At 54.6% G+C, this 21623-nt stretch carries 24 protein-coding genes; 12 read left to right on the top strand and 12 right to left on the bottom strand.

Annotated features, from left to right (window positions below):
- Positions 1-42 precede the first annotated feature (42 nt).
- Positions 43-1335, top strand: coding sequence for an autotransporter outer membrane beta-barrel domain-containing protein (locus tag BM320_RS11665; RefSeq protein ID WP_090200100.1), 1293 nt, complete (start codon positions 43-45; stop codon positions 1333-1335).
- Positions 1336-1656: 321 nt separating this feature from the next.
- On the opposite strand, the gene BM320_RS11670 is transcribed toward BM320_RS11665, so the two are convergent.
- The 3 genes from BM320_RS11670 to BM320_RS11680 form a co-directional block, all read right to left on the bottom strand.
- On the bottom strand, positions 1657-2481 hold the full coding sequence (locus BM320_RS11670; protein WP_090200102.1) for an aldo/keto reductase: 825 nt from the start codon (positions 2479-2481) through the stop codon (positions 1657-1659).
- Positions 2478-3449 (bottom strand): TIGR03571 family LLM class oxidoreductase, encoded by a 972-nt coding sequence (locus BM320_RS11675; protein WP_090200104.1) that lies wholly within the window; start codon positions 3447-3449, stop codon positions 2478-2480. Before BM320_RS11675 ends, BM320_RS11670 begins: the two co-directional genes overlap by 4 nt.
- 63 nt (positions 3450-3512) lie before the next feature.
- Positions 3513-4694, bottom strand: a complete 1182-nt coding sequence (locus BM320_RS11680) for an MFS transporter (protein WP_090200106.1) — start codon at positions 4692-4694, stop codon at positions 3513-3515.
- An 84-nt stretch (positions 4695-4778) separates the two neighbouring features.
- Between BM320_RS11680 and BM320_RS11685 the strand changes: the two genes are divergently transcribed.
- From BM320_RS11685 to BM320_RS11710, 6 genes are all read left to right on the top strand, one after another.
- Positions 4779-5675: a LysR family transcriptional regulator gene (locus tag BM320_RS11685; protein WP_090200622.1), complete on the top strand. Its 897-nt coding sequence runs from the start codon at positions 4779-4781 to the stop codon at positions 5673-5675.
- A 343-nt stretch (positions 5676-6018) separates the two neighbouring features.
- The gene (locus BM320_RS11690; protein WP_090200624.1) at positions 6019-6360 is read left to right on the top strand and encodes an ArsR/SmtB family transcription factor; all 342 of its coding nucleotides are present in this window, start codon (positions 6019-6021) and stop codon (positions 6358-6360) included.
- Positions 6357-6824 carry an SRPBCC family protein gene (locus BM320_RS11695; protein ID WP_090200108.1) on the top strand — a complete coding sequence of 156 codons (468 nt, stop codon included), beginning with the start codon at positions 6357-6359 and terminating at the stop codon, positions 6822-6824. The genes BM320_RS11690 and BM320_RS11695 overlap by 4 nt, the downstream gene beginning before the upstream one ends.
- Positions 6825-6918: 94 nt before the next feature.
- The gene (locus BM320_RS11700) at positions 6919-7338 is read left to right on the top strand and encodes a VOC family protein (RefSeq protein WP_090200110.1); all 420 of its coding nucleotides are present in this window, start codon (positions 6919-6921) and stop codon (positions 7336-7338) included.
- On the top strand, positions 7335-7817 hold the full coding sequence (locus tag BM320_RS11705) for a VOC family protein (protein WP_090200112.1): 483 nt from the start codon (positions 7335-7337) through the stop codon (positions 7815-7817). Before BM320_RS11700 ends, BM320_RS11705 begins: the two co-directional genes overlap by 4 nt.
- Before the next feature lie 364 nt (positions 7818-8181).
- Positions 8182-8607, top strand: a complete 426-nt coding sequence (locus tag BM320_RS11710) for a GFA family protein (protein WP_090200114.1) — start codon at positions 8182-8184, stop codon at positions 8605-8607.
- A gap of 165 nt (positions 8608-8772) precedes the next feature.
- Here the strand turns inward: BM320_RS11710 and BM320_RS11715 are convergent, their stop codons facing one another.
- Both BM320_RS11715 and BM320_RS11720 read right to left on the bottom strand, forming a co-directional pair.
- A complete protein-coding gene (locus BM320_RS11715; protein WP_090200115.1) occupies positions 8773-9405 on the bottom strand; it encodes a tyrosine-type recombinase/integrase in 633 nt (210 codons plus the stop codon).
- Positions 9406-9727: 322 nt separating this feature from the next.
- Positions 9728-10645, bottom strand: coding sequence for a LysR family transcriptional regulator (locus BM320_RS11720; RefSeq protein ID WP_090200117.1), 918 nt, complete (start codon positions 10643-10645; stop codon positions 9728-9730).
- A 105-nt stretch (positions 10646-10750) separates the two neighbouring features.
- Between BM320_RS11720 and BM320_RS11725 the strand changes: the two genes are divergently transcribed.
- The 3 genes from BM320_RS11725 (at position 10751) to BM320_RS11735 (ending at position 13601) form a co-directional block, all read left to right on the top strand.
- Positions 10751-11719 carry an LLM class oxidoreductase gene (locus BM320_RS11725; RefSeq protein ID WP_090200119.1) on the top strand — a complete coding sequence of 323 codons (969 nt, stop codon included), beginning with the start codon at positions 10751-10753 and terminating at the stop codon, positions 11717-11719.
- 12 nt (positions 11720-11731) lie between these two features.
- Positions 11732-12520 carry an SDR family NAD(P)-dependent oxidoreductase gene (locus BM320_RS11730; protein ID WP_090200121.1) on the top strand — a complete coding sequence of 263 codons (789 nt, stop codon included), beginning with the start codon at positions 11732-11734 and terminating at the stop codon, positions 12518-12520.
- 94 nt (positions 12521-12614) lie between these two features.
- Positions 12615-13601 (top strand): zinc-dependent alcohol dehydrogenase family protein, encoded by a 987-nt coding sequence (locus tag BM320_RS11735; protein ID WP_090200123.1) that lies wholly within the window; start codon positions 12615-12617, stop codon positions 13599-13601.
- Positions 13602-14386: 785 nt separating this feature from the next.
- Here BM320_RS11735 and BM320_RS11740 read toward each other — a convergent pair.
- From BM320_RS11740 to BM320_RS11770, 7 genes are all read right to left on the bottom strand, one after another.
- The gene (locus BM320_RS11740) at positions 14387-14848 is read right to left on the bottom strand and encodes a hypothetical protein (protein ID WP_090200125.1); all 462 of its coding nucleotides are present in this window, start codon (positions 14846-14848) and stop codon (positions 14387-14389) included.
- Positions 14849-15086: 238 nt separating this feature from the next.
- Entirely contained in the window at positions 15087-15485 is a 399-nt protein-coding gene (locus BM320_RS11745; RefSeq protein WP_090200127.1) for a DUF2177 family protein, read from the bottom strand.
- Positions 15482-16198 carry a TspO-related membrane protein gene (locus BM320_RS11750; protein ID WP_090200129.1) on the bottom strand — a complete coding sequence of 239 codons (717 nt, stop codon included), beginning with the start codon at positions 16196-16198 and terminating at the stop codon, positions 15482-15484. Before BM320_RS11750 ends, BM320_RS11745 begins: the two co-directional genes overlap by 4 nt.
- Positions 16195-16932 carry an SDR family NAD(P)-dependent oxidoreductase gene (locus BM320_RS11755; protein ID WP_090200131.1) on the bottom strand — a complete coding sequence of 246 codons (738 nt, stop codon included), beginning with the start codon at positions 16930-16932 and terminating at the stop codon, positions 16195-16197. The genes BM320_RS11750 and BM320_RS11755 overlap by 4 nt, the downstream gene beginning before the upstream one ends.
- A complete protein-coding gene (locus BM320_RS11760; protein WP_090200133.1) occupies positions 16925-18082 on the bottom strand; it encodes an SAM-dependent methyltransferase in 1158 nt (385 codons plus the stop codon). The genes BM320_RS11755 and BM320_RS11760 overlap by 8 nt, the downstream gene beginning before the upstream one ends.
- Positions 18082-18837: a DUF1365 domain-containing protein gene (locus BM320_RS11765; protein WP_090200135.1), complete on the bottom strand. Its 756-nt coding sequence runs from the start codon at positions 18835-18837 to the stop codon at positions 18082-18084. Before BM320_RS11765 ends, BM320_RS11760 begins: the two co-directional genes overlap by 1 nt.
- Positions 18834-20114: an NAD(P)/FAD-dependent oxidoreductase gene (locus BM320_RS11770; protein ID WP_090200137.1), complete on the bottom strand. Its 1281-nt coding sequence runs from the start codon at positions 20112-20114 to the stop codon at positions 18834-18836. The genes BM320_RS11765 and BM320_RS11770 overlap by 4 nt, the downstream gene beginning before the upstream one ends.
- Positions 20115-20208: 94 nt before the next feature.
- Between BM320_RS11770 and BM320_RS11775 the strand changes: the two genes are divergently transcribed.
- Positions 20209-20841 (top strand): sigma-70 family RNA polymerase sigma factor, encoded by a 633-nt coding sequence (locus BM320_RS11775; RefSeq protein WP_090200139.1) that lies wholly within the window; start codon positions 20209-20211, stop codon positions 20839-20841.
- A 1-nt stretch (position 20842) separates the two neighbouring features.
- Complete coding sequence (locus BM320_RS11780; RefSeq protein WP_090200140.1) at positions 20843-21478, top strand: ChrR family anti-sigma-E factor; 636 nt, start codon at positions 20843-20845, stop codon at positions 21476-21478.
- Positions 21479-21623 lie beyond the last annotated feature (145 nt).

Genomic DNA, 21623 nt, shown 5'->3' on the forward strand with positions numbered 1-21623 from the left:
GTGAACGAGGGGGTTGCAGGCCAGTTCACAGTATCAGCAGCGATGCAACTCACGCAATTTGGCGTCGGCTTGGATCTTGTGGCGGATGGGAATGTAAACTTTGTCGTCTTTGAAGACGCGACGCTCATCTATCAATCCGGCAGCGTTGCTTCTATCGACATCGGATATCACGAAGCGCTTAGCCCTGCGCTTTCTTTGACATTGGTTCCCGGAAACAATTATTTTATTGGGGTAACAACTGATGTGGGCACTGAAATCGGGTGTTGTGGAACGGGCGGCACGCAGGGCGTAGTCACAAGTATCGCAGCCAACTCGAATCCATCAGGCTTTTTGAACCCAACGCGAGGGGCGACCCATGGTGCACATATTGATATCAACCTTTACAGCGGAAACGTTATTACGCCCAGCACCGACCCAACCGTCGAACAAATTCAGACCGAAATCAGCAACCTCATGCAAGAGCGCGCGCGCCATCTGATAGCAGCGCAACCAGATTTGATTGGCTTCTTGTCTGGCAGCGCAACGGGTGCTTTCAACGTCAATGCCACATCCGGTAACGGCACGTTTGAACTTGCCACATCTGGCGGGCGCCCAATTTGGGCGCGTGTGCGCGGTGATTGGTCGGAAAACGGAGACATCGCTAACAGCTATTTCTTTGGTGTCGCGGGCGCCCATTACGCCGTCAATCCTGATCTGCTTATCGGTGGGATGCTTCAGTTTGATACAATCAAACAAGAAAACGGCGAGAACACCACCCAAGGCGATGGGTATCTTGTAGGGCCATATATTGTCGCAAAATTGCCTGACCATCCACTTTACTTTGAAGGCCGCTATTTGGTTGGCCGGACCGAGAACACAGTGACGATTGGTGATGCCGATGCACAAGCTTTTGATACTGACCGCACGCTGGCCAGTCTTAAGGTTGCGGGGCAGTTAGAATATGATGATCTGACGTTCACGCCAAGCCTTACGGCCACGCACCTTGAAGACACCCAAGGGGCGTTTACTGATAACGCCGACCAAGACATCCCAGAGCAAAGCATTACCGTTCAAAATGTGGCCCTTGGTCTGGATGTTGCAAAAGCCTTTGTGCTGGAAAACGGCGCGTTAACGTTGACGGGTGGCATTGCAGGAAGTTGGTCCAAGACTGAAGGCACAGGATTTGCGGAAACACTAACACCAAATTTTGAAGGCAAACGTGCAAGCGTCCATCTTGGCAGTACATTTGCCATGCACAACGGCATGATATTCAGCGCGCAAGCCAACTACGATGGCATTGGAACTGATGATTTTGAAAGTTTCGGGTTGGAGCTCGGATTCGAAATGGTGTTCTAATCCGAACGCTAGAACCTACACAAAAAGGCGGCGCCAAGGCGTCGCCTTTTTTTGCACAGCTACAGTTGATCTGACAAATTGCTGAACCAAGCAATTAAACCTCAGGGTGCAGGAACCGCCGAAGTAAACAAGGCCAACAAACATATGGGGTTTACAATCGATCCATTATCACCGCGTGACAAGCTGGTGCGTTCGCAGTGAAAGTCGGCAATGACTGGCTGCATCGCGGTATGCCCGACGACGGGCCAATGGCCGCAATGGGCCGAAGGCTGAAGTCGACGGGTATAGGTCCTGCAGTGTTTCTGCAGGACCAGTGAATGATCAATCCCAAGCTGGGGCAAGTGTCTCTGGGCTTACCAACCGCCCCTCGGCAGTACCAAGGGCATCAATTCGGGCGATCTCTTCGGCGCTCAACATGATTTCCGTTGCACGCAGATTGCTGGCAAGCCGGTTTATATTGGCGGTCCGCGGCAACGCGATGCTCATTGGGCGCGTCAGAATCCAGGCCAGGGCAATCTGGGCCGAACTTGCGTCATGCGCGGCGGCAATCTCGCGCAACGTGGCGTTCCCCATGACATTACCTTGCGCCAGCGGCGAATAGGCTTCAACTGGAATGCCTTTGCTGGCGAGGTGAGCGATCATCCGTGTTTGGTCGATCAGTGGGTGCAGTTCGATCTGGTTGGCGGCCAGTGGCGTGTTCAGCGCAGCCTGTGCTTGGTTGACCATATCCATGGTGAAATTCGACACGCCCCCATGGCGAACTTTGCCCGCAGCAATCAGATCATTTAGCGCGCCAATGGTGTCGGCAATCGGCACATCTTTTGAGGGCCAGTGCAGCAAAAGCAGGTCTACATAATCCGTCCCCAATCGTTTCAAAGACAATTCGGTGGCAGCGGTGAAGGCTTCTGGCGAGAAGTGCTCGGGCAGGATTTTTGTAGTGAGGAACACATCACCGCGGCGGACATCGGCGCGACGCAAACCTTCGCCGACTTGCGCTTCGTTTTCATAGGCCTGCGCCGTATCAATATGGCGGAACCCTTCGGAAAGGGCCGCGGCCACCATATCGGCTACGGTATCTTGCTCAAGTTGAAAGGTGCCGAACCCCATGGATGGAATTTGGGCAGGGCCGATCAGGGTGATACTCATTGTGCTATCTCCATTGTGTTTTCTTGTGCAAACTCAGGTATGACGTGCTCGGCCAACTCGGCCAGAACGTCTTCGATTTCGCGTTGTGATTGGCGCAGGTTAAAGGCGATATGGGCGACCCCTGCAGCGTGCAGCGATTGAACATGTGAAATGAGCGCATTGCGACCGATACGGCCCCCGAACTGGATTGGCCGAGAGGGCGCATCGGGATCAGGGTCAAGGTCCAAATGCATGGCGGTCAGGACCGGCGCAGAGGGAAGGCCAGCATCTGTGCGCGCCTGACGCCATATTGAGAGGCGGCGCTCGGCCTGATCAGGAGGGCCGGGATAGGTGAACCAGCCGTCCAATGTGCGGGCGATCCATTGCAGGCTTTGCTGGCCCATTCCGGCCATGACCATCGGGATACCTTCCGGCACATAGGGGCGCACGGTGACCGGACCTTGCGGTCCTTGCAGCGCATCCCCTGACCAGAGGTTGCGCATCTGGTCGACGCGATCGCGCAGGGCGGCTCCGCGGACCTCATAGTCGAGACCCATAAGAGGGTATTCCACCGGACGATCCCCCGACGCGATGCCAAGGATCAACCGCCCACCCGACAGATGGTGCAAGCTGGCGGTCATCTTGGCCAGCAGGATTGGATCGCGCAACGGCAGGACGATACCCGCAGTGCCAAGCGCAATGCGCCGCGTGCGGCCGGCAAGAAAGCCGAGATAGGGAAACGGGTCAAACACCTGCCCTGCATCCCCGAAGCTTGGATCGTGAACCGGTACGTCCCGCAGCCAGACCCCATCGAAGCCAAGGCTCTCGGCCAATTCCACGCCCTTGGCGGGGTTTGAAATGTCCGGCACACCAAAGGGGCGACCCTCGATACGGGCACGGCGTTGACCGGCTTCAGACCAGTCGCGGTCCAGCGGCAATTCAATGCCAAAAGTCATGCGGTCTTTGTAAATCAGATTTAGGGCAGACATGATACGAACCTCCTGTTCATTGGTCTGCCCCGCCGCACGTTAGATACGGCGGGGCAAATGAGGTTATTCAGCAGCAACAGTTTGGGGTGCTGTTGCGTTCAAGCGACCAGACAGGCGCACCAGAACGATCCCGACAACCACCACACCAGCGGCGATGTAAGGCGCAGCGGCAAGGCCGATGCTTTCCACCACAAGTCCACCAGCCCATGCGCCGCCGGCAATGCCGAGGTTGAACGCACCGATGTTCAAACCGGACGCCACATCAACCGCGCCGGGCGAGACTTCGCGGGCGATTTGCACGACGTAAGACTGCAGCGGCGGCACGTTGGCGAAGGCAAAACCACCCCAGAAGGCCGCAACCGCAACGGCTGCAATCGGGCTGGTTAGGAACGCGCCGAGTGCGACGAGTGATATGGCAAGGCCAGCAAAGATCACGGTCAAGGACGGCACTGCACCGATACGGTCGGCCAGCTTGCCGCCTGCGATGTTCCCCACGGCGACAGATGCACCGTAAAGCAGCAGCACAAGGCTGACCGCGCCTGCGGACAGACCCGTGACTTCGTTCAGCATCGGCGCAAGGAAGGTAAAGGCGATGAAGTTGCCGCCATACCCCACAGCCGTGATCAGATAGACCAGCAACAGACGAGGTGAGGTCAGCACCTGTAACTGTGCCTTGATCCCCGCTGACGCAGCCTTGGTCAGATTGGCAGGCACCAGCACGGCAGAAGCGATAAAGCCGATTACACCCAGCACGACAACGCCAAGGAAGGTCGACTGCCAGCCAAAGTTCAGGCCGATGAACGTCCCCAAAGGCACACCCGTCACAAGCGCGACGGTCAGGCCAAGGAACACCAGTGCGATGGCAGAGCTTTCCTTTTCGGGCTCCACCAGATCGGTGGCAATGGTCGAGGCGATGGCAAAGAACACGCCGTGAGCGAGACCAGTAATAAAGCGCGCAGCGACAAGGCTGCCGTAGTCCGGCGCGAAGGCGGCATAAGCATTGCCGAGCGTGAACAGCGCCAGCAAGAGCAGCAACAGCGTCTTACGAGGCACCCGGTCAGCCATGGCCGTCAGCACCGGCGCACCGATGGTCACGCCAAGCGCATAGAGGCTGACCAAGAGGCCAGCGGAAGGGATGGAAACGCCAAGATCGGCGGCGATGGTGGGCAACAGACCGACGATAACGAACTCGGTCGTTCCGACGGCGAAAGCGCTGATGGTCAGCGCCCAAAGGGCAAGTGGCATCGGTTTTCTCCAATAAATTTGATGTCGACGCCGTATATGCCTGTCGTTATCTATTGCGAGAACAGACAAGTTTGGAATGGATCATTGCAAAAACTGCACGAATTGCTGCGCATGGGGGATTTGGCTGCCTTCGTCGGGATCGTCGATGATGGGGGCTTTGCTGAATCTGCACGGCGCAGAGGGGTGTCGGCCTCTACGCTCAGCCGGTCAGTCACGCGGTTGGAAGAGCAGTTAAAAGTCACGCTGCTGCGTCGGACCACGCGGTCCATCGAGATCACCCCCGAGGGTGCAGCCGTTCTGGCGGAAGCGCGCGAGATTTTGGACCGCAGCGAAGCCCTGCAAGAGATAGCTACCAGCGGACAGGCCCCCGCCGGACCACTGCGTGTAAACGCACCGGTCCCTTACGTCCTGCATGTCCTCGCCCCACGGTTGGCCGAGTTTCACGCAAAGTATCCGGACATCCAGCTTTCGATCGACATGACAGACTCGTTGGTGGATCTGATCGGCAGTCACGCGGATGTTGCCATACGGCTCGGACGGCTGCCTGATAGCGACATGTTGCACCGCTACTTGGGGCGCACGGCTTGGAAATTGGTGGCTACACCGGACTATCTGGATCGCAAAGGATGGCCAAAAACACCGGCCGACCTCTCACAGCTGGAGCAAGTGCGGTTCGCGGCGCCAGATCATATCAACACATTGGGTTTCACTGCTATGTCCACCCCTGTGACGGTGCCCCCCGCCCTGACCGCGGGCAATGGAGAGGCCGTGCGCCAAATGGTATTAGGCGGTCTGGGTATCGCGCGTTTTTCCGATTTCATGATCGCAGACGATATCCGGGCCGGGCGTTTGATTGAGCTGTTTTCTGGCCAGCTTGATGCGGACCCGCTGAATATCTCCGCGCTCTACCTTACCCGCGTGTCGGGGTTGCGACGGTTGGGTGTTTTTTTGGATTGGTTGGCGACCATTAGCGACGGCTGAGTTATTCACACCCGCTTTCAGTATGCATAACGATTACGAGCAAAGCCTGGCCGCAAAAAGTTATTCTCAGTCAGTCTTATATCGGCATATTTTTAGATGTCCGCTTCTTGGACGCCGCGATGCAGCAGCGCGGTGCCGTACGAACGGCTGGAAAGGGCCGTTCGTGTCGGTAGTGACACACTCACGACGCGGGAATGCTACGACCGATCTAATGTCGGCAACGAGCCCATACTGTTCGTTCGTCACCGCGCAGCGAATGTCTGCTATTGCTCTCGCATGGCAATGGTTAGGATGTTCCCTAAGTCTTATTGACAACATTCAGTCTGCAGTGTTACTTAGGTATATGTCTAAGTATGACCCCAACCTCGACCAGTGCTTTTCCGCTCTTGGAGATCCGACGCGGCGCTTGATCCTTCAACGTCTTGCAAGAGGCGAAGCAAGTGTCAGCGAATTGGCTGCGCCGCACGACATGGCGTTGCCGTCATTCATGGAACATCTGAAAAAGTTGGAAGTGGCGGGCCTCGTCACATCAAAAAAGCAGGGGCGAACGCGAACCTGCGAACTAGCACCCGACGCTTTTGCTCCAGCCAAAAAATGGCTGAGCGAACAAAGCGAGATTTGGGAAGGGCGACTGGACCGCTTTGATGACTACGTGAAGAACCTCATGCAGGAACGCCAAAAATGAAACTTGATCCGAAAACCGATCTGACCTTCACCCGCAAGATCAATGCACCAAAAGAGCTGCTTTGGGAGTGTTGGACGACGCCGAAGCACATCAAAAATTTCTTTGTGCCCAAACCGCATAGCATCGACGCTTGCGAAATCGACCTGCGCGTCGGTGGTAAGTTCAACACGACGATGAATGTCGAAGGCAATCTCATGGAGAATGAGGGTGTCATTCTGGAAGTCATTGACGGCGAGCGCCTTGTTTTCACGGACACTTACAGCGAAGGCTGGAAGCCTGCCGCTGATCCGTTCATGACGGCGATTGTCGAATTCGCAGATGATGGGAAGGGTGGCACTATCTACACCGCGACCGCTCGTCACCGCTCGCCCGAAGCACGCCAGAGGCACGAAGACATGGGCTTTTATGATGGCTGGGGCACAGTCGCTGCGCAGCTCGAAGAATATGCCCAGTCTCTCAAATGACCGACAGCGGACATCGCATCTATGACAGCATTGGCCGCTAAACCAGTTACTCTAACAGCAGCCCTGTAGTCGGCTGCACGGAAAGGACACTACAATGCCAAAGATGATTTTCGTAAATCTGCCGGTTACCGATTTGCAAAAGGCAATGGCATTCTATCAAGCTATCGGGTTTGAGAACAATCCGCAATTTACCGATGATACAGCGGCTTGTATGGTTTGGAGCGAGGCAATCTTTGTTATGTTGTTGACCCATGACAAATGGCGCACTTTCACCAAGCGCCCAATCCCGCCTGCAACCTCAAGCGAAGTGCTATTAGCGATTTCTTTCGACGATATAGCCTCCGTTGATACAATACTGGACGCGGCAGCAGCATTTGACGGCACACCAGATATCAACGCCAAACAGGATTACGGATGGATGTATAGCCGCAGCTTTGCCGATCCGGACGGGCATGTATGGGAATGCATGTGGATGGATATGGCCGCGGCCAGCGAACAGGAGGTGATATCATGACTACCGCCAAGAACACTATTTGCATTTGGTATGACAAAGACGCCGAAGCTGCCGCAAGGTTTTACACCACTGTTTTTCCTGACAGCGAAGTCACGGCGGTGTCTTTCGCGCCTACCGACTATCCGTCAGGTAAGGCCGGTGACGTTTTGACCGTTCAATTCAGGGTCGCGGGAGTAGCCTGTATCGGCCTGAACGGCGGGCCAGCATTCAAACAGGATGAGGCGTTTTCGTTTCAGATAGCCACGGACGATCAGGACGAAACTGACAGTTACTGGAATGCAATCGTCGACAACGACGGGCAAGCAAGTGCCTGTGGCTGGTGCAAGGACAGATGGGGTGTCTCTTGGCAAATCATACCTCGTGTGCTGATCGATGCCTTGGCCGCCGGCGGGGACCCGGCACAACGTGCGTTTGAGGCGATGATGCAGATGGGCAAAATTGACGTGGCCAAAATCGAAGAAGCTTTACGGAACCAGTAGCCCCAGCACTTCCATCAAGATGGACCGCTTCGCCTAAAAGAATCTACTGTAAGCAGACTTTGGCGCGAATGGGGCGAACCGCAGCAACGTCCGAAGTGCGGTCATCTAGCTGGCACCAAATGCTGCACGCTGCGCGAATGTCCGCAATGCGGGCTGCGACCGCAGCATTCAGATGTTGTGACCAACGGCAGCAATGGGCCGTCCATGACGACGCCACTTGAGCAGCGATGATGCTGCGAAGCGGTGAACGGCAGTTCAGAGCCCTGAATGACCAAATAGCTATGCTTGAAACTGGGCACTCAATGGCACGAGTTCCTCTACCGTTTGAAGTTGTTCATCTTGATACCGAGTGTAATGTCTACTCATGGAAAAGAAATATCATGGGAGATGTCTTTGCGGCGAGGTCACATATGTTGCAGTGGGGCCGCCAGTCGTCGTTGCACAATGCCATTGTGAAGAATGCCGCCGACTGAGCGGAACAGGCCACACTGTGGGAGCCATGTTCAGTTCGGATGCCGTTTTCCTTAGCGGAAAACTAAGTCAGTTCAGTTATTTGTCTGACAACCGCTCACAGGTTACGAAAGCTTTTTGTGCCGATTGTGGTAGCCCCATTTACGGGAAGAACACACGAATACCTAATCATCTGACACTGAGCCTTGGCACGATGGATGATGCCGAAGGGCTGGACATTGAAGTCGTGATATTTGAGCGCGACAAGCAACATTGGGATCAGCTTGGGAAGGATGTTATCTCTTTTGCGACACAGCCTGACTGGAAACCTGAAGGCTGAGCGGCGTTTTGCGAAGTGCTATTTCTGACGTCCGCTGACTGTGAGTTCGCTTGTGATGATATTTTGCAGCCGCAGCGAATGGCTAGTTCGACGGGCCGCACCGCATCATCTAATATCTTCGGTGGACGGCGGCTTTGGGCCGTCCCTTACGAACGGCCCGAAGGTTTAGATTTCAATAGCCTCCGAAATTGCCAAGGCGTCATCAAGCTCAACACCAAGATATCGCACTGTGCTGTCCATCTTGGTGTGACCCAGCAACAATTGAACGGCACGCAGATTGCCTGTCTTCTTGTAAATCTGTGTAACCTTCGTCCGTCGCATTGAATGCGTGCCAGAAGCTGTAACTTCCAAACCGATGGACCCAACCCAGTCCCGCACGATCCGTGCATATTGACGCGTTGAGATGTGCAGGCGCCCGTGGAAACGTCCAGGCCAGAGAAATTCGGACCCGACCATCAGGGGGGCTTCCATCCACTTTGCGACCGATGCCTGCGTGCCTTCCGAAATTTCAAACCGAACCGGTTTTTGGGTTTTGCTTTGCAGTACGGATGCACGCGCTTTGATCTGCCCTGACGCCATTCCATCTGCGACTTTCATCCGGACGAGATCACAGCCGCGCAATTTACTGTCGATAGCCAGATTGAACGGGGCAAGGTCTCGATGGTTTTCCGTCAACTCGAGCCGCACGCGTATTGCCCAGACATGCTTGGGCTTCAGTGGGAGCTTTTGACCGACTATACGTCCTTTGTTCCAAGCGGGTCGAAGCGCACGAATGGCCGGTAAGTTCGGTGTTTGCATGATGGATCCTCCGATCCGCCATATCCTCCCATAGCGAAAACCAGACGTTGACGTCGCACTATATCATATGGATGTGCAAATGCAGCTAAGGTCCGAAAGGAGCCCACATCTACGTTTTTCTGTGTCGCGGCGAATGCCTGCTTTCGGACCGAAGCAATAAAGAAATCGGAAAAATTAAGTGAGGTGAAGTTGAAAGGACTATGTAGTGGGAGTGCTTTGTCGAATTCCTGAGTGAATACATACAGGTGTAGCTGACGAAAAAGGTTGTGACGGCGAAAGCAGAGGGCAAAGCTAAGCGATACTTTGACGATAAGAGCGTTAACTATGCTTGTTCAGATCCTTCCCAAATCGGTGATTTGGACAAGCGATCGAGCAAAAAATCCATGAAAACGCGCACCTTTGCGGAAAGAACATTTGTCTTGGGATACACAAGCCAAATCGCTGTTCGGGTGGCCATTTCAAACTCTGGCAGAACCCGAACAAGGCTGCCGTTCGCGATTTCGCTGTAAACGCTCCAACACGAGTTGATAGAAATTCCGGCCCCTGCGAGTGTTGCAATTTTCTGGCTTAATCCGTCATCTAGGATCAGACGGCTGCATGCTGCACGCGGATCAAACACGGCGGTCTGGCCGTCCTGCCCGATAAGCGGACGGGCGGCTTGTTCGCGAAAGGCGATCAGATGATGTGCTGCGAGGTCATCGGGATGCGTGGGCGCGCCGTGCTTTTCTAGATACGCTGGGGATGCGCAAAGAATGCGTTTATCATCGGCAAGCTTGCGCCCCTTTAGGTTTGAATCTGTCAATTCAGAATTGCGTAACGCCAAATCAAAGCTCCCCTCGATGAGGTCGAATTGAACGTCAGACAGGCGCAGATCAAGCGTCACATCGGGATGAGCCGCGAGGAAATCTGGCAGGATTGGTACAACATGAAGCTGGGCAAACGTGCTTGGCGCAGTAAACCGCAAAGTGCCTGTCGCGGTTGGTTTACCGTTACCAAGGGCTGCCAACCCCGCGTCTGTCTGCTGCAAAATTTCGCGCGCAAAGGGGAGAAACTCCGCCCCCTCAAGCGACAGCGCCACTTTGCGGGTGGAGCGTCGTAACAGATCTGCACCAACCTCATTCTCAAGCTTTGCCAGGCGGGCGCTGGCGACTGCAGGCGCAAGGCCCAGTTCACGACCTGCGGCACTGATGTTCAGCTTTTCAGCCGCGAGAACAAAGAGCCGAAGCCCGTCGGTATCCATCACATTATATCCCATTTCCGAATTCTGAATTGAAATTTGAGGCATTTATACACTTTTATAAACGTGTATGCCAGTCTGGGAAACGTCAGGAAAACGAGACTGCACATGAACGACGCCGCCCTTAATGCTGGGTTCCCCAAGTTGAACCGCGCATATAACACTGTCTTCAAACCCAATCGTCTAGGCATTGGGTTGGTCGTGCCGATTGCGAATTATGCTCAATCCGAGGTGCCTGACATGTCAGGGCATATCGAGCGCGCGCAGCTTGCCGAGGCGCTTGGGTTTTCGGCGCTATGGCTGCGCGACGTGCCGTTTAATGTGCCCAGTTTTGGGGATGCTGGGCAGATGTATGATCCGTTTGTCTATCTGGGCGCACTGGCCGCGACGACGCGCACCATCGCACTTGGGATCGCCAGCGTTGTGCTGCCCTTGCGCCACCCTGCACATGTTGCGAAAGCGGCGACAACGACTGATACGCTGTCTGGTGGGCGGCTTTTGCTAGGCGTTGCTTCGGGGGATCGGCCTGACGAATACCCAGCGTTGAACATGACCTACCCAGATCGCGGCGAACGGTTTCGCGAGAGTGTTGACTATATCAACGCTGCTTCACGAGACTACCCGCAGTTTCAAAATGGCGCGGGCGTTTTGACGGGTGGCATTGATATGCTGCCAAAGCCGACCGCAGATCACATCCCGCTGCTAATCACGGGTGGTAGCCAACAGTCGCCCGAATGGGTGGCGCAGAATGGCGATGGATGGATGACCTATCCGCGCGAAGCGCACACCCAAGGACGCGTTGTCGCACAGTATCGCCAGCAGATATCAAGCACAGGCGGAATGGACAAACCTGTAATGCAGTCACTTTATGTTGACGTTTTAGGTGACGCTAACGCACCAGCAAAACCTATCCATCTCGGATTTCAATCGGGTACGCGGTTTCTGCGCAGCTATCTCGCCGAAATCCAATCGCTCGGAATCAACCATGTCGCGCTGAACCTACGGTTCAATGGCGCGGATATCGAAACCACGTTAAAGCGGTTGGCAGATGATATTCTGCCCGACTTTGCACAGTAAAGGAAAATTGAAATGACCAAGACAATATTGATCACAGGTGCGACCGACGGCATCGGCCTTTTGACCGCGAAAATGCTGGCGGCACAGGGCCACTTGATCCTGATGCACGGACGCAATGCCGACAAACTGGCGGCAGCGGCGAAAGAGGTTGGCGGAAAATCCGAGACCTACCTCGCTGATCTGACGCGGCTTGGGGAGGTCACTGCGATGGCCGATGAAATCTTGGAACGCCACAAAACCCTTGATGTGCTGATCAACAACGCAGGTATTTTCAAAACCGCTGAAACGCGCACGCCCGACGGTTTGGATATCCGTTTTATGGTGAACAGCTTTGCGCCATATGTCCTGACCAATCGGCTGTTGCCGATCATCCCGAAATCGGGCCGCGTCGTGAACCTTTCTTCCGCCGCACAAGCACCCGTTGATCTGGCTGCAATGGCTGGCAAGGGCCATTTGGGGGACGGGACTGCCTATGCACAAAGCAAGCTCGCGATTACTGTTTGGAGCCGTGAAATGGCGCGCGCATTGCCCGATGGTCCTGTGATCGTCGCGGTGAATCCTGGATCGTTACTGGCTTCTAAAATGGTAAAGGAAGGGTATGGAATCGCAGGCAACGACCTTGCCATCGGTGCAGACATCCTTTGCGAAGCCTCCCTTGATGCATCGTTCGCAGACGCATCAGGCAAATATTTCGACAATGACGCAGGACAATTCGCAAACCCCCATGCCGCGGCCCTCGACGTTGATCACTCCTCGTCAATTATGCAGGAAATGACCCGCATCATCGCCTCAATTGCATAGAAAAACCGAATACTGAATTCCAAACTCTCTCATTTATATAGAAAGAAGATGGGAATAGATCGGGGGGTATCATTCATCCTTTGGAGTATCCCCGATGAAAGCCATGATCCTGAACACCTACGGCGAAACCGCAGCATTCGAGGCAGCAGACCTGCCAACGCCAACCGCAAAAGCGGGCCACGTTGTCATCAAGGTTGCCGCAACAAGCGTGAACACCGTCGACACGATGATCCGTATTATGGGCAGCGACTTGCCGTTGTCCCCTGCATTGCCTGCCGTTTTGGGTATGGATTTCGCGGGCACGATTACCCAGCTTGGCGACGGCGTCACAGGCTTTGCGATTGGCGACGAGGTTTACGGTTGCGCAGGCGGCTTGGCCGATCTGCAAGGCGCACTGGCCGAATTCATGGTGGTCGACACGCAGTTGATCGCGCTGAAGCCAAAGTCGATTTCAATGCGTAAAGCGGCAGCATTACCACTCGTTGCGATCACCGCCTACGAGGGCTTGGTGCGTGCTGGCGTTAAGTCCGGTCAAAAGGTTCTTGTGCAGGGCGGCGCTGGTGGCGTGGGTCACGTAGCGGTTCAGCTCGCAAAGCATTTTGGTGCTGATGTTTATGCGACAATCAGTGGTGAAAAGACAGCGCAGATCATCAAAGGTTACGGTGCTGTGCCAATCAACTACCGCAGTGAAACTGTCGAAGACTACGTTGCAGCACATACAAACGGCGCTGGTTTTGACGTTGTTTATGACACTGTTGGCGGGGCGAATATGGCCAATTCCTTTGCGGCAGCAGCCTTGAACGCGCAGGTCGTCACAACAAGCTCCATGCTTGAAGTCGACCTATCGACGGCACACTTCAAAGGCCTGTCGTTGCATGTTGTGTTCATGCTGATCCCGATGCTGCACAATTACAAACGCGACGTGCATGGCGATATCCTTGCGAAACTCGCAGCCATCATAGACGCGGGCGATTTAAAGCCGCTTCTTGATGACCAAGCGTTTGGTTTTGCAGAAGTTGGCAACGCATACGCGCATCTTTCCAGCGGCAAAGCAGTTGGTAAAGTCGTCGTTGATGTCTAGTTCTATGGCAATGATCAAGCATTAAGAAAACAGGCGCGGCGGAGCTCCAATTTCCCCGCGCCTTCCCAAATGTACCCCCTTTTGACACCGAGAAAGCAGTCATCAGAACCAGCGCAGCGAAATGGCGCTTTGTCTTCCAAAGCAGTCATCCACTGTGGCAAAAATTCTGCAACTTGCACCATTGGCCGCTTTTGGGAAGCTGCAACGGAGCAGTTGATAGCGACGCCGATGTCAGCTGGGCTATCAGCATCAATTGCAAAGCCACAGTAACGCTATTCGCCGCGATCTTAACCATCACCCAAGCCCTCGATTGCGGCACGCCTTTGCATCAGGCTGTGAAACATTGACCGCCACCCCGCCCATGTGCAACACAACTGCATCACGCAGTGAAGTGTTGCGAAATTTTTCACTGCAAAACAATGGGTTACAAAGTCTGCTGGGAATGCCACCACCCCAGCCAGCTCATATCTCACTGATATATCATGATAATTTGCCTTTGAATTACTCCGTTATTTCAGAGGGGAATGGATGTGGCTTGTCGGTTCGAGACACTTATTGCGGCGTATATGCGGGCTCTTAGGTCGCTCGTCTCTCAGCGTAGGGTTTGGCGGGTGCTTTATTGACCGCATTGCATCAAAGCGTCACGCAATTCTCAGACCGGTTTGCTGTTCTTGCATGTGATGGCTGTGCCGCACGGCGCTGCACGGTGGCGGCGGCCGTTCCGAGAGCAGATCAATTGCCATGAGGCCGCTTAATACTGGTCTAAATGGGTTGTTGAGACCTGCTTATAGGCTGCCAAGAAGGGTGCGTTGCGCATTCCAGTCGGCGGGGACACCATTGGTTTTGAGCCACTCCGATGTAATAGCAACAGGCTGCATACCGCTGGTGATCTTGGCCAGGAGATCCGGTGCCAGAAAAGCCAGCGTGATCATCGCCTTGAAGTGACGCTTGCTGATGCCAGCCTGCGTCGTAACCTGATTGATGGTCGCGCCACCGACAATTTGCTGATACCAGCGGCGCGCGCCGTTGACGTTGCGCAGCAGTGTCGCATCAAGTTGCGCCGTCTCTGCGCCGATAATCATGCGCGTTTCAACGCCGCGCCGTTTGAGCGTCAGCGTCTCTGCCCACGCAAGCGCATCCGGTGTTAACTGACGTGGCTGAGGCACCAGAGCAGTGCTGAGTTCCGCGGCGGGCGCATCTGCAAGCAGCGAGGCGACAAATTGCGAGTCCGTAATGCGCTTGCGCATCGGGTAAGTGACCTGCTCTCCAATTTTCCTCTATCCGTCGGACAGTCCTTGGGTTTGGTGGCGGGTGCAGACAGAAATTACCCCACTAGGGGCGTTAAGATGCGCATGAGTACCCCCCCTTGATTGGCATCACTTTAATTGCGCGGTTTTCGGTGGCGGGAGCGAAGCAAACCCTGCGCGGATCTTCGAGGCGGCGTAGCGGCATGAATCCGCGGCCGATCAACTAACCTGGCCAACGTTATCCAATTGAACGCGTGATCATTACACCTGCCCAAGCAGCGAATCCTGTCAATGCGCCGCCCCAGATGGTGTCGACGACGACTTGTTCAATCGACCAATCGCGTAGCGTTGCGTAATTCGTGAACTCATAGGTACCGTAAGCAAAAAGCCCTAAGGCAATGCCACCGATCAGGGCTGCCATCGGATCACCTGCGCGCAGTGCGGGGACTGATACAAACCACAAAACGCCAGCGATGTATCCCAAATAAAAGACGGCGGCTGGCCCCACGCGAAAAGGGTCTGCAAAAAGATGGGCGACGTGACGCTCGAACACAGGTTTGACAATCAGGCGCAGGCCAAGTGCGTCAGCTACAAAGAATATTACCGCAGTGCAAACGTAGAGAAACAGGATGTTCATGTACTTGGTCTTTCTGTGAATGAAAATTTGGTACGAAGCGCCAACGCCGCGATGCCAAAGGTGGCCAGTGCGATCACCGGCCAATTTGTGTTGGATGAGTTTTGAACGATGACACCGACCAATGCCCAAATGACCGCTGCGGGGTAACCCCACTCGCGCGGTCGGGCTGATTGCACGGCAAGCGCAACAGCCAATACGCCTATAAGACAGATGATAGCTGCGGCTTGCGCTGAAAAGACCCCATACCCCCCAAGCAAAACGCCGATTGCCACTCCGGAGGCTGCGGTCAGCCAACCAGCGTAAAGCGCGACGGGCCGCACTTGCAACCACGGTTGGAGATTGCCTGCGCGCAACACGGCAAGGATTGCTAGCGCGGCCATCGCCACAATCATGATCGTGGCCAAAATTGGTGCTGAATTTGCGGCGGCAATCCAGAATGTGCCGATAATCAAGCTGCCCGCCAAAGGCATGCGCATGGCGTTCCATCCCGGATCATTGGGTGCCCGCCAAAGCCCGTATCCCGCGCCGAGGACAAGCCAAAAATAGATAATTCCCCAGATCGAAAACGCGTAGCTGGCAGGCTGAACGGGAGGGTCGATTTGAGGGATTGGAAACTGAAACGGGGTAAAACCGTTGAAGCCGACGCTGGCCAAAGGTGACAGGACGAATGTCAGCGTGAAAAACAACACTACCAAAGCAAGTTTATTTCTCATTGGGTTAACCTTTTGGTGAGAGGCAATGCCGCCCAATAAGGAAGGGCGCTAAGCAACTTTAAGCTCCATGTAAGACGCCGGGGGAAATGCACTTCAAAATGCTTTGCCTCTAGCCCCTTGATGATCGCGTTTGCTGCACTTTGCGGCGTAACGATTGCGGGCATATGGAACGTGTTGCGTTGTGTCAGTCTTGTGTCGACAAAACCGGGATTGATAAGCCGGACATCAACGCGACCCGAAAGTTCGGCACGTAGCGATTCCGCTAGATTGATGACCCCAGCTTTGGTCGCCGAATAGATCTGACCCTGAGGTAACCCAATATAACCAGCCACAGACCCGCATAGTGCAAGCTGCCCACCTGTTCGCAACAGCGCTGGGGCGACTTGTGCGATGTGGAAGCTGCCAGTCAGATTGGTGGTCACGATCTGTGCCGCCATACCGGGATCAAGGTCTGCGACCTTGCCCGGATCATAGATGGCCGCTAGATGCACGATACGATCTATATGGCCGATTTTACCGACTTCGTCAGCAGCAGCGTCAATGCTTGCTCGATCTGACACATCGACCGCGATCGGAATGTGCTCTTCTCCAAGCTCTGCCGCGAGGTCTTTCAGCCTATCTAGCGAACGCGCGGACAATATCAGACGCGCGCCGCGCCGCGCCCATTCGCGGGCCAAAGCCGCGCCGATGCCATCGCTGGCACCGATGATCCAGATGGTTTCACGTTCAGGCATGGGCCAGCTCCACTTGCACGACATCTGTCTGTTCGACTGCAAATGATCCGGCGCAAATGCCGAGATAGAACTGCCAATTACGGAGGAATTCTTCGCCGTAGCCCAGCTTGTTCACTTTTGACGTCTGGGCCGCTAGTCGATCGCTCCACTGAGCACAGGTGCGGGCGTAATCTTGGCCAAATCTATGGTTTCCCGTGACGATCAGACCCGCACGCCTTGCTTGATCAGCAATCACCGCATCCGACAGCAACATACCACCAGGGAAGGTATATTGCCGAATATAGTCGGCGCTACGCCGATAGGTATCGAAATAGTCATCGGGAACGGTGATCGCTTGAATAACGGCGCGCCCACCTTCGGAAAGTCGGGCTTTGAGCGTCGCAAAATAAGTCGGCCAGTAGCTCTCTCCGACAGCTTCAATCATTTCGATCGAGACGATACTGTCATATTTTCCAGTACTCTTACGGTAATCTTGCAACCGTATTTCCGCGCGACCATCAAGCCGCGCATCAGCATAACCTTTTTGACTTGGTGAGATCGTCAGTCCAGTGACGTGGCGACCAGTTTCGGCCGCTCGGTCGGCAAAACCGCCCCAGCCGCAACCAATTTCGAGAATACGTTCGGCATCCCCAATTCGGTTCAGCACCCGGTCGTATTTGCGCGTTTGCGCGCGGCCGAGATCGTTATCATCCGGCGCAAACATCGCTGACGAGTAGGTCATGCTTTCGTCCAGCCAAAGCTGATAGAATTCATTGCCCACATCGTAATGCGCGCGAATATTGCGCGACGCACCCTTAAGGGAGTTGGTACGCAGCAAGCGGTTGACCACACGAAATTTCAAACTTGCCCAGAACCCCGCATAGGCATAGCCGCGAAACTCTTCGAGGTTCTTTAGTGCAACAGCTGTTATATTTTCGATAGAAGACGTGTCCCAGAGCCCCGCGACATATGTTTCACCCAGCCCGATATCGCCTCGCGATGCGATGGATGTAACGACGGACCAATCGTTTATTTGCATGTCAGCGACAGGGCTGCCTTGGCCAAAATTGTATATCTCGCCTTCTGGCGTGCGCAGTTGCAAGCTGCCAGACTTCATTTGTGCGCAGGTCTGCAAGAAATCTTGTTTTACGCGATTTGTTAGGAACAGCATTATGTCACCTCGGTCTTGGGGGGTGTTGGTCGGGTGCGGTATTTTGCGCCCTTTAGTTTCAGACGCAGTGCTTGCCAGTGTATCAGAATTGTCGTGCGCATGGCGCCTAAGGGACGGCGGATGGCAGCTATGACAATACCCTTGCTTGTTAACGGGGTACGTCTACCCGTGAGGGTGGCGACCACGCCGCGATCGGCGTTGCAATGCAGGATCCGGATAGCGATCCGATCAGGCTGGATATCAAAGGTGAATTCATAAGTGCCCTTGACCTCTTGAAACGGGGACACATGCAGGGATTTCGGTGTGGTTATCCGGTGCGTTTTTGTGATGGGCGCAAATCCGTCTAGGTGACACATATAGGAGTGGCGATCGCCAAATGGTGTCGACACCTCTGCGATCACTGCGACAAGGTCATCGGCTTGCATTGCCAACCAAAAACTAACTGGATTGAACACATACCCGAACATGCGCGGTTGTGTCAGTAGTAGGAGCTGGACGTCGGAGCGCCCCAACCCGCGTGACGCGAGTACATCACGCGCCCAATCGGCCCCACGACCATCACGAAGCGGCCCTCCGTGGTCGCGGTCTTGCACAGAAGCGAGATTGAATTGGTTGCGCGAAAACAACCACGGACCTCTCGCACCGTTTTCAGGGTCAATCAGTACATAGTCGACGCCATAGCGAAACGCATGCTTGATACTGCCGCGTCGGGCGTGGGTTGTCTCGCCCCTAATATGTTCTGGTCGTCTTATCATGCGATTTGTCGATCCATCATTCGCGCGATCCGGGCCGCACTTGCAAAGCCGTCCTCGTGAAATCCATGCCGCGTGTAAGCCCCAGCATACCACGTGTTGTTTTGACCCTGCATTTCCGTCAGTTGACGCTGTGCAGATAAGGCAGCTGTATCAAACACAGGATGCCGAAAGGTCTTTTGATCATAGATAAAGTCATCCGCTACGGGTTCTGATGGGTTTAAAGAAACGAAAAGCGGGTCGCTTGCTGGGATGTTCTGCAGACGGTTCATCCAATAAGTTACGCCGATGGCGGGCTCTGGCCGTGTGGTGTCGGCTTTGTAAACCCAGCTCGACCAAACAGCGCGACGCATAGGCATCTGTCCCACATCTCGGTGAAGGATCATTTGGTTGTCTTGAAACCGAATTGCCGACAACGCCGATCGTTCCTGCGCTGTCGGACGTTCAAGAAGGCGAAGCGCCTGATCGGAATGGCAAGCAAAGATCACTTGATCGAAAGGCTCAAGCGGGCCCGCGGCACTGTGGACAATGCTTTTGCTGCCAGTGCGGCCAACGCTGTGCACTGCAGTATTTGACCGCAATGCAACACCACGACCGCGCAGGCAATGTTCTAGGCGCCGGATGTATTCAATGGAACCTCCGTCGACGGTCCACCATTGGTGCTGTCCCGAAGCGCTCAGCAAAGCATGGTTGCGAAAGAATTGCACCAATGCCCGGGCTGGAAAAGCGCGAATTTCGCTGGGTGGCGTTGACCAGATCGCGCCGCAGAGCGGCAACAGATAATACTTCTGAAACCAGTCGCCCAACTTCAGATCCTTCATAAGATCACCGATTGTGGCGCTTTCGTCCGTTGCCAGCGCTTCGGCCCGGTCATTGAACCGCAGGATGTCCCGAACCATGCGCGCAAACTGCGGCCGCAACAGGTTACGTTTTTGCGCCGTCATAGCGGCTAGGCTGCGCAACCCGTATTCTAGCTCGCCCCCATTGATGGAGGCACCAAAGCTCATGTCACTCTTGGTGACCGGAACATCGAGATCCTGAAACATCCGGGTCAAGTGCGGGTAGTTTGCATAGTTGAATACGATGAAACCGGTATCTACCGGTTGATCACCATTGAGGCCGGCCATAACCGTGCGCGCGTGGCCGCCCAAGCGTGGTTCTGCCTCAAATACCGTCACAGCATGTTGCGGCGAGAACAAATAAGCCGCCGCAAGGCCAGAAATACCGCCACCGATGATGGCAATACGCTGTGGACGGGTCGGCACGGTATCCAAAGACATTGAAACTCCAATTTGATGTTTAGATAGGTTACGCGCGTTCAAAGCATTTGGATCAAAAAATGATCCGAATTCTCATCGGCCCCGTAATGAGGGTATGTTGACAGAATGCATCAATCTTGATCCAACTGACCGGCGCCATTCGGTAGCGCCGCGAAAGGATCGCTCTCAGGTGAAGCAATCATCCCCCCAGATATCTCCTCTGACGGTCGCGATGCTGGCTGTTCGCAATAATAGAGACCGCAACGCTTTTGCCCAGTTATTTGACCATTTTGCGCCCCGCCTAAAGGGCTTCATCATGCGATCTGGCACCAGTTCGGGGCAGGCCGAAGAGATTGTACAAGATGTAATGCTGACCTTATGGCGTAAAGCAGATCAGTTTGATCCTGAACGGGCACAGGTTTCGGCATGGGTCTACCAAATCGCACGAAATCGCCAAATCGACGTCATTCGCAAAGAAAACAGACCGGTTCCAGAAGAACTGAGCCAAGACACCGACCAAGAACCCGACGCCAGTCAGGTATTGGCGATTGAGCAGGAGGCCGGTCAATTGAAGGATGCAATCGCCCGCCTAAAGCCCGACCAACGCGAAATCATTGAAAAAGCCTATTTGGGCGAATTGACACATCAACAAATCAGTACGCAGACCGGCTTGCCGCTCGGCACAATCAAGTCTCGCATACGGCTGGGACTTGAACGGTTGCGCCACGAGTTGAAGGAACTAAGATAAAATGTCCGCCATCACCCACCATACACCCGATGCCTTGCTGGCCGCATATGCTGCGGGGACCCTGCCGCAGCCATTTGCGTTGGTTGTGGCCGCGCATATTTCGATGTGTCTGGAATGTCGCGCAGCCTATGAATCGCACCATGCAGCAGGCGGCGCAATATTAGAGATGACCCCGACCGAGGACGTTTCAGTTCATTTAAAATCCAACGTCCTAGACTTGTTGGATGAACCAGTGAAACGCGAGCCAAGTTATCAACGTTCCGGGGTCTTTCCTGGTCCGATAATGGAAGCGCTCAAAGGCAAGCAGCCGCGCTGGAAATCTCTCGGAATGGGGGTCCGCCAAAGCATTTTGTCAGATAGGCATGATGGCTCAGTTCGGCTGCTTTATATTCCGCCTGGGCTCTCCGTACCGGATCACAGCCACAACGGTTTGGAACTGACGTTGGTTCTACAGGGCAGCTTCAGCGATGACACTGGGCAGTTCACCGTAGGTGATCTCGAGGTTGCGGATCAAGCATTGGAGCACACGCCGGTTGCTGACGCTGGTGCACCTTGTATTTGCCTTGCGGCCACGGACGCCCCATTGCGGTTCAATTCACTCGTACCGCGCCTACTCCAACCTTTGTTTCGAATTTGATGCAGCCAATGCGAGCATAAGGAATTAGGAGAGGTCAACGTATTTGCGTAATATCCGCATACGTCCTTCTTTAGAGCAACCGCCCCAGTTTGATTGTTGAGTTGAGGTTTTTGATAGGGCTCAGCGGCTTTGATGGTTTGGAACG

It is taken from the genome of Yoonia tamlensis (genome assembly GCF_900115105.1).
GTDB classification, from domain to species: Bacteria; Pseudomonadota; Alphaproteobacteria; order Rhodobacterales; family Rhodobacteraceae; genus Yoonia; species Yoonia tamlensis.